The 9866-nt window shown below is 38.1% G+C and carries 2 protein-coding genes; both read left to right on the top strand.

Going from position 1 to position 9866, the window contains the following annotated elements:
* The first annotated feature begins 229 nt into the window (after window positions 1–229).
* A complete protein-coding gene (locus F6J99_RS35145) occupies window positions 230–7702 on the top strand; it encodes a type I polyketide synthase (RefSeq protein ID WP_293120116.1) in 7473 nt (2490 codons plus the stop codon).
* 70 nt (window positions 7703–7772) lie between these two features.
* Window positions 7773–9866, top strand: a 2094-nt coding sequence (locus F6J99_RS35140) for a type I polyketide synthase (RefSeq protein WP_293120114.1), incomplete at its 3' end; no start/stop codon positions are given.

Genomic DNA, 9866 nt, shown 5'->3' with positions numbered 1-9866 from the left:
TTCTAGGATTGTCAAAATAAAAAGTAAAATATTAACTGATTATGAAAATAATTTATGCTTAACTAATCTCGGTAAATTTATAGTAGAGAGAATACTAATTACTGGAGTTACTGCTTCCTATACTCCTATGTTGTTGCAGATTTCAGATGTATTATTTAGAGATTGTCAAACTGTATTTTGTAGGGATGGACAGGGAAGCGAAAGTCACATTGATCGAAAATTAAATGTGATGAGTAGTGGTTTTCAACACCAGAAGTTTTTTGCTGATGTAGACGAATTAATTCTAACTATTTTTAATCAGTTACCCTATACTGAACAACCAAACTATGTTGTAGACATGGGTTGTGGCGATGGTACACTTCTCAAACGGGTTTATCAAGTAATTAGTACAAAATCTGCTAGGGGAAAAGTGCTAGACAAATATCCAGTGCAGATGATAGGAGTAGATTATAACGAAGCATCGTTGCAAGAATCTGCATTAACTTTAGCAGGTATTCCTAACTTGCTAATGAAGGGGGATATTGGAAACCCACAAAAAATGATATCCGACTTAAGAACTCAGGGAATTGATGATCCAGAAAAAATTCTCCACATTCGCTCCTTTTTGGACCACGATCGTCCATTTATCCCTCCCCAAAATTTAGAAGCAGCAAAAAGGCGGAGCCAACTTTGTTACCAAGGGGTTTATGTAGATTCAGACGGAGGTTTGATTCCGGCACAGATTATGGTACAAAGCTTGGTAGAACATTTGGAAAGATGGTCTTCTGTGGTTACTAAACATGGGATGATGATTCTGGAAGTTCATTGTTTAGAACCAGAAGTAGTCAACAGATTTTTAGACAGTAGTAATAGCCTGCATTTTGATGCCTTACAAGCCTTCTCAAGTCAATATCTGATGGAAGCTGATGTGTTTCTCAGTTGTGCTGCTGAAGTAGGTTTGTTTCCAAGGTGGGAGTTCTCAAAACGATATCCTCAGAATTTTCCATTTAGTCGTATCACCTTAAATTGTTTTGATAAAAAGCCTTACAAGTTGCGCCATCCTATAATTAAGGATTTACCAGATTTAATAGCACTAGAGGCATTATGTTGGTCAAAAAATCTTCGGGTTGACAAAGAAGAAATCCAGAGGCGGATTGTGAATTTTCCACAAGGGCAGTTTGTTTTAGAACTTGAGGAAAAAATTGTTGGAGCTATCTATTCCCAAAGGATTGAGAATATTGAAGTTTTGGAGAAGAGAACTTTTGTAGAAGTCCCATCATTACATACTGAATCAGGAGTAGCGATCCAATTACTAGCTACGAATATTTTGCCAGAGTTGCAAAACCAAGGTTTGGGGGATAGACTACTGGAATGGATGCTGCAGTATTGTGCCGTGATGGGTGGTGTAGAAAAGGTTGTGGGAGTAACTCGTTGTCGCAATTATCAAGACTATTCCCCCATGCCAATGACAGAATATATCCACAAAAAAAATGAGTCAGGGTTACTGGTAGACCAGATTTTGCGCTTTCATCAGATTCATGGGGCAAAAATTCAAAAAGTTCTTAGTGGTTATCGACCCAAAGATATAGAAAATAAAGGTTGTGGTGTTATAATAGAATACGATATTCATAATCGTCAACGTTTTGATGGTGTAGGAACTGAAAAAAATCGGTGGGTAAAAGTAGAAAAAGAAGAGGATGTAGATGAAGTTGTAGTTGGTTGTGTTCGGGGAGTGATGAATAAAAAACACTCTTTTGATTATGAACGTCCACTGATGGAGATGGGAATTGAATCCTTGGAACTGTTGGAACTTAAATATTTATTAGAGAAAAAGCTGGGAGTAAAAATAGAGCCGAATTTCTTCTTTAAGTATGGAACTTCAAAGGCGATCGCTAGTTATTTTAAAGGAGAAACACCAGCTAAACAAAAGAAGATTTCTGAGTTCTTGTCAAAAATCGCAGAACTAGAGCCAAAAGCTGAAAAAACTGATTCAGGTTTTTCGGCAGCTCAATTAGAAAATGGGATAGCAATTATAGGAACGGCTTGTCGGTTTCCTGGAGATGCTGATAGCCCCCAAAAGTATTGGTCACTGCTGTGTAATGGCATTGATGCAATTACGGAAGTACCTCTGAATCGTTGGGATATTGAAAACTATTACAATCCTGATAAAAATCAACCAGGCAAACTATCTAGTCGTTATGGTGGTTTTATTTCTGAAGTTGACAAATTTGATGCAGATTTTTTCCATATTTCGCCCCGTGAAGCTATACACATAGATCCACAACAACGTATATTACTAGAAGAAAACTGGAAGGCACTAGAAAATGCTGGGATTAATCCAGAATCCCTTTCGGAAACAGAAACAGGAGTATTTGTAGGTATTGCTTTTCATGATTATGAACAGCTACAGTACAAACATTCTCAGGAGCAAGATTTAAACCTCTATTTTGCCACAGGTAGTTCTAGTGCTATCGGTGCGGGAAGATTATCCTACTTTTTGAAATTGAATGGTCCAGCAATAACTGTAGATACTGCTTGTTCATCATCTCTAAGTGCTGTTCATTTAGCTTGTCAAAGTATACGGAATGGTGAATGTGAATTGGCTTTGGCCTCAGGGGTGAATTTATTGTTGTCTCCTGAGTTGAGTGTTAGTTTTTCTCAAGCAGGGATGTTATCACCAGATGGACGTTGTCAGACTTTTGATGCTTCTGCAAATGGTTATGTACGGAGTGAAGGGTGTGGAGTTGTAGTTCTCAAGTCATTGAAACAGGCAATAGCAGATCGAGATAGGATTTTAGCAGTGGTGCGGGGTACAGCAATAAATCAGGATGGTGGGAGTAATGGGTTGACTGCACCAAATCAATCTGCTCAAGAAGCGGTGATTCAGAAAGCCTTGTCTGTAGGAGGAATGTCTGCGAATCGGGTGTCTTATGTAGAAGCCCATGGTACGGGGACTTCTTTGGGAGATCCAGTAGAAATTAAGGCTCTGGAAGCGGTGTATGGAGAAAATCGTGGTTCGGAACGCCCTTTAACGATCGGTTCAGTGAAGACAAATATTGGTCATACTGAAGCGGCTGCAGGTATTGCCGGGTTAATCAAAGTGGTGTTGTCGCTGCAAAATAAATATATACCACCTCATTTACATTTGAAAGAGCTGAATCCTTATATGAGTTTAGCAGGGATTCCTGGTATGATTCCGATGGAGGGTAAGACATGGGAAAAATACGATGATTCGGAGACTCGTGTGGCTGGGGTAAGTTCTTTTGGTTTCAGTGGAACAAATGCTCACGTTATTGTTGAAGAAGTACCAAGTCAAGTTAAAAGTCAACACCATGAGCAGCCTCATTTGTTAACTCTGTCAGCGAAAACAGAAAAAGCTCTGAATGAGTTAGTCAGTCATTATCAAAATTATCTGGAAACTAATCCCGAATTAGAACTGGCAGATGTATGTTATACGGCTAACACTGGACGGGCTCAGTTTAACCATCGACTAGGGATCATTGCTACTAACCTACAAGAATTAACGAAAAAACTTCTGGAACACAAAGCTGGGCAGGAAATATTTGGGTTATTTTCAGGAAAACTATCGAGTGAGAGTAGTTTTCCCAAATTAGCTTTCCTCTTTACAGGTCAAGGTTCCCAGTATGTGAATATGGGAAGACAACTTTATGAACTTGCACCAACTTTCCGTCAAGTTTTAGAGGAATGTGATGAAATTCTACAACCTTATCTGGAAGTACCTCTATTAGAAATCATCTACCCTAAAGATGCACAAGAGTCTAGTTCTTCTTTATTAGACCAAACAGCTTTTACCCAACCTGCTTTGTTTGCTATAGAATACGCCCTAGCTAAATTATGGGAATCATGGGGAATCAAACCCAATGTAGTGATGGGTCACAGTGTAGGAGAATATGTAGCAGCAACATTAGCAGGAGTATTTAGCCTAGAAGATGGTCTCAAACTAATAGCTATGCGGGGACAGTTGATGCAAAAGTTACCATCAGGTGGTGAGATGGTATCCGTCATGGCATCAGAATCTCAAGTAACAGAGGCTATAGGAGAATATAGTTCCCAAGTAACAATGGCAGCTATAAATGGACCTGAAAGTATAGTAATTTCAGGTGAGAGTAGAGCGATCGCAAATATTTGTCGGAAGTTAGAAGGAGTGGGGGTTAAAACCAAGCGTCTACAGGTCTCTCATGCTTTTCATTCACCATTGATGGAACCAATGTTGTCAGAATTTGCAGCAGTAGCTAAAGAAGTAACCTATAATCAACCTAAAATACCAATAATATCAAATGTGACTGGTGAAAAAGTAGGTGCGGAAATAACTATTGCTGAATATTGGGTTCGTCATGTGCGAGAACCAGTAAGATTTGCCCAAAGTATTAAAACCCTTCATCAGGAAGGATGTAAAATATTCTTAGAAATCGGACCGAAACCAATATTATTAGGCATGGGAAGGCAATGTTTGCCAGAGAATGAAGGAGAATGGTTGCCATCATTACGACCGGGAGTAGATGAGTGGCAAAAAATGCTATCAAGTTTAGGGGAGTTGTATGTACGGGGTGCGAAAATAGATTGGTTAGGGTTTGACCAAGATTATGATCGTCAGAAAGTAGAATTGCCTACTTATCCATTTCAAAGAGAAAGTTATTGGATAGATACTTCTAAAAATCAATATCAAAAAGCTGACGATAATAGATTAAGTTTAGTTACAAAATTACTTGATAAAGGTGATATAGAAGGACTAATCCAAGATTTGAAACTTTCTGAAGAATTAACCATAGAAGAGCAAAATTTGTTGCCCAATATACTAAAAGTTTTAGTTAATCGTCACCAAGATGATTTTCGATTTCAAGGTAATGTAATTCATGACTACTATAATTCTTTTACAGAAGTTAGTGAAATCAAATTAAGTAAAGAAGAACAGGAAGAAAATAACTCTCTACAATTCCTAACTTTTGGTATATTACCAGAAATAATTTCTGGCTTTTCCTGGTTGAAAGGGTTTACTGAAGCTAATCAAAATCCAATACATCGAATAGCTTTACTGGAGTCACAGAAAGAGTTACGAAATCTGTGTTTTTCAAAAGTAGATTTTTCATCCACAAAAAAAGTATTAGATTTTGGTTGTGGATATGGTTCTGATTTAATCACATTAGCCAAAGATTACCCACATCTACAATTACATGGTTATACAATTTCTAGCGGACAAGCTAAATTTGCCATAAATAAAGTCAATTCCTATCAATTGGAAAAGCAGATACAAATTTTTAACCGAGATAGCTCCAAAGACGAGTTTCCTGATACTTATAACCTTGTATTCGGATTTGAAGTTGCTCATCATATTAAAAATAAATCACTGTTATTCTCTAATATAAGTAGGCATCTTCAGGAAGAAGGATTATTAGTAATGGCTGATTTTATTGCCAATGGTGATTTTGATATTGACCATGAAGAAACTTCATCTTACTTTATAAATAAACAACATTGGATAGAGCAACTTTCAGGAAATCATCTACAACTTATTAGTGCTATAGATATAAGTCAGGAAATAGCGAACTATTTGTACGATCCTGAATTTGAAGAAAATCTCAATCAGCTATACAAAAAGAAATCCGATGAAAATATCAAATCTGCTTTCCAATCCTACAATCAGTTAGGAAAACTTCTGACAAAAGGATTAGCTAGCTATGTATTACTAACTGCAAAAAAACAAGAGAATCTAGAACAAGATAAAAATTATCAGTTGAACCAGGAAATACTAAATCAACTGTCATCTTACTCTGAAGTATCAGTCAAACAATGGGTTTATGAACTGAAGTGGCAAGCAAGTAAATATCAAAATTCAATATTACCAGATCAACCAGGATATTGGCTAATATTTACTGATGAGAAAACCCAAGAATTAAAAACAGTTTTAGAAAAAGAAAATAGGAATTATGTGATTGTAACTCCAGGCTATAGTTACAAACAAATAGACCAACAACATTATCAACTGAATCCTATTAATGCACAAGATTTTCGACAACTAATGAAAGATTTATTGACTACTCAAAATATATTAGAAGGGGTAGTTCATTTATGGAGTATGAATACATCAACAGAAGATTTAGAAAATTCTCAAGAACTAGGTTGTGCAAGCGTACTACATTTAGTGCAAGCATTGGTGTCAGACTCGAAATCAATAGTGCCTCTATGGTTAGTGACTCAAGAAACACAAAGAATAGAAGAAAATCAAAATAAATTAGCAGTGCAGCAAGCATCTCTATGGGGTTTGGGTAGGGTAATAGCATTAGAACACCCAGAATTAAAATGTAGGCGCGTTGATTTAGACAAAACTAAGAACAGCTTAGAAGCATTAGGCAAAGAACTATTAAATCCTGATGATGAAGACCAAATAGCAATTCGTGGAGGAGTGCGTTATGTACCTAGGTTAACAAGGCGAACGCAGAATCCAAGCTCAGAAAAACAGCAACAAATAAAATTGAAAGCAGAAGGAAGTTACTTAGTAACTGGTGGTTTGGGAGTTTTGGGATTAGAAGTAGCTCAATGGATGGTTAAACAGGGAGCAGGACATATAGTATTAATTGGGCGTCGCCCTCCCTCAGAAATAGCTAAGGAAATTATTCGCCAGTTAGAACAAGCAGGAGCCAGAATCTCAGTTATATTAGGAAATGTATCTAAGGAACAGGATGTCGCGAGCATCCTGGAACAGATCGAGAAATCTCAAATACCATTACGAGGGGTGATTCATGCAGCAGGAGTACTGGATGACGGCCTGATACAGCATATGAGTTGGGAACGTTTCTGGAAAGTTATGAAACCAAAATTGCAAGGAGCTTGGCACTTGCATAATTTAACTCAGAAATTACCACTAGACTTCTTTGTTTGTTTTTCCTCCATAGCATCCTTACTTGGTACAGCAGGTCAAGGAAACTATGCTGCTGGGAATGCCTTTATGGATACTTTAGCTAGTTATCGTCAAAGTATGGGATTACCAGGATTAAGTATTAACTGGGGTGCTTGGGAGGCAGGAGGAATGGCAGCTAATCTTGGGAGTCAATATCACAGTCGTATGCGGACAACAGGAATGAGTTTTATATCCCCAGAAAAAGGATTAGAAGTATTAGGGGGTTTATTATTGCAGCCAGTTAGTCAAGTAGGGGTATTACCGATAAATTGGCAGATATTTAGGGATAATTTGCCTGGTGGTGTAAAAATGCTATGCTTAGATACCTTAGCTGCAAAACAACAACAAAAAGAAACAGAGAATAAAAAAATCCGGCAACAACTGATAGCAGCAGTGGATAGCAAACGCAACCCGATGATGGTTAATTATCTACAAGCAAAAATAGGTAAACTCTTAGGCTTCTCAACATCTAAACTTCCCCCTACAGATTTAGGCTTTTTTAAAATGGGAATGGATTCCTTAATGGCTGTTGAACTCAGAAATTTGTTAAGTTATAATTTGGGTGTTTCTATAAGTACAGCTACATTGTTTGAATTTTCTTGTATTCAGGATTTAGCAATATACTTGCTCAAAGACATATTCCAAGATAGACAAGATCAAGATACAGAAGTTAATCTTGAAGATAATAGTCAAAACCAACAAAATATAACTGCTCTGAATACAGAGACAGAATGGGAAGGGGAAATTGATAGTGCAATCGCTTCAGAATTACAAGAAATCGAAGCTTTACTGAAGGAGGGCAACTAAAGTGAATAATATTTCTCAAACAAGCCAACAAAACTTCTTATCGCAGAAAATGCTTCAAACTTTGAAGGAGATGCGAAGTAGGCTGGAAGCAGTAAACAATGCCAAAACGGAACCGATCGCAATTGTTGGTATGGCCTGTCGATTTCCAGGAGGAGCTAATGACCCATCAACATACTGGAACTTATTACATGATGGTATAGATGCAATTAGACCAGTTCCTCCTGAGCGTTGGGATGTGAGCGCTAATTACGATCCAGACCCAGAAGTTCCCGGGAAAAGCTACACTAAAGAAGGGGGCTTTATAGATCAAGTTGACCAGTTTGACCCTCTGTTTTTTGGTATCTCTCCAAAAGAAGCAGTTAGTTTAGACCCTCAGCACAGATTACTTTTAGAAGTAACATGGGAAGCACTGGAAAATTCTGGACAAACCTGGTCAAACCTTAAGAATAGTCAGACAAGTGTATTCATGGGAATTTCCACAGATGACTATTCTGCTCTGAGTATCAATCAAAATCAAAATGGAGCAGGTACTTACTCAGTTCTTGGTAATAATAGAAGTATTGGTGTAGGTCGTATTTCTAATCTCTTAGGTTTGCAAGGGTCTAATATACAGGTAGATACAGCTTGTTCAAGTTCTTTAGTTGCTATCCATCTTGCTTGTCAGAGCTTACGTTCCGGAGAATCAAACTTAGCATTAGTGGGTGGAGTCAATTTAATATTATCGCCCATCAGCACTATTGGTCGTTGCCAATTGAAAGCACTATCCCCTGACGGTCGTTGCAAAACCTTTGATGCTAGTGCAAATGGTTATGGTCAGGGAGAAGGATGTGGTATAGTTGTTTTGAAGCGTTTGTCCGATGCTATTTCTGATGGGGACTCAATCTTAGCCCTTATTCGAGGTTCTGCTGTTAATCACGATGGGCCAAGTAGTGGTATGACAGTTCCAAATAGAATGGCTCAAAAACAGGTAATTCAACAAGCTCTGACAAATGCCAAGTTAGAACCTCATCAAATTAGCTATTTGGAGGCTCACGGTACAGGAACTTCCTTAGGAGATCCAATTGAAATAGAAGCTTTGGCAGAAGTATACGGTAAAAATCGTCCAGCAGATCAGCCTTTAATTGTGGGGTCAGTCAAGACTAATATTGGGCATTTAGAGGCAGCAGCAGGTGTATCATCTTTGATAAAGGTTATTTTAGCGCTTCAGCATCAAGAGATACCGCCTCATTTACATTTACAACAACCTAACCCTCATGTAGATTGGGATAGATTACCAATTAAAATTCCTACTTCATTAATTCCTTGGTCTGGCGAAGGAAAACCAAGACTAGCAGGAGTTAGTTCCTTTGGTATGGGTGGCACTAATGCTCATATAGTTTTGGAAGAAGCTCCGACTGAAGTTAGAAGTCAGAAGTCAGAAGTCAGAAGTGAAGAATATCTAGAACGTCCGGTTCATATATTAACTCTGTCAGGGAAAACAGAAAAAGCTCTAGAAGATTTAGTCAGTAGTTATCAAAATTATCTAGAAACTAATCCAGAATTAGAACTAGCAGATGTATGCTATACAGCTAACACTGGACGCGCTCAGTTTAATCATCGACTAGGGGTGATTGCATCTGAGCCCACGGAATTAATAGAGAAACTGCTTGGGTGGAAAACTGAATCAGAATTAGTAGGAGTATTTTCAGGACAACCAAATAGTGAAAGTCCCCAAATAGCCTTTCTCTTCACAGGCCAAGGTTCCCAGTATGTGAATATGGGAAGACAACTGTATGAAAAAGCACCAACCTTCCGTCAAGCCTTAGAGCAATGTGATCAAATTCTCAAACCCGATCTAGAAACATCTATATTAGAAATCATCTACCCCAAAGATGCACAAAAGTTAAGTATTTTAGACCAAACAGCTTACACCCAACCCGCCATATTTGCCCTGGAATACGCCCTCTTTAAATTATGGGATTCATGGGGAATCAAGCCTAATGTAGTCATGGGTCACAGTGTAGGAGAATATGTAGCAGCAACCGTTGCAGGAGTATTTAGCCTAGAAGACGGTCTCAAACTAATAGCCATGCGAGGAAAGTTGATGCAACAGTTACCCTCTGGTGGTGAGATGGTATCGGTAATGGCATCAGAATCTCAGGTAACAGAGGCTATAAAAGAATAT

Source organism: Moorena sp. SIO4G3, from assembly GCF_010692305.1.
GTDB lineage: Bacteria > Cyanobacteriota > Cyanobacteriia > Cyanobacteriales > Coleofasciculaceae > Moorena > Moorena producens_A.
The sequence above is the reverse complement of the archived record's forward strand: the minus strand, read 5'-3'. Positions and strand labels throughout refer to the sequence as shown.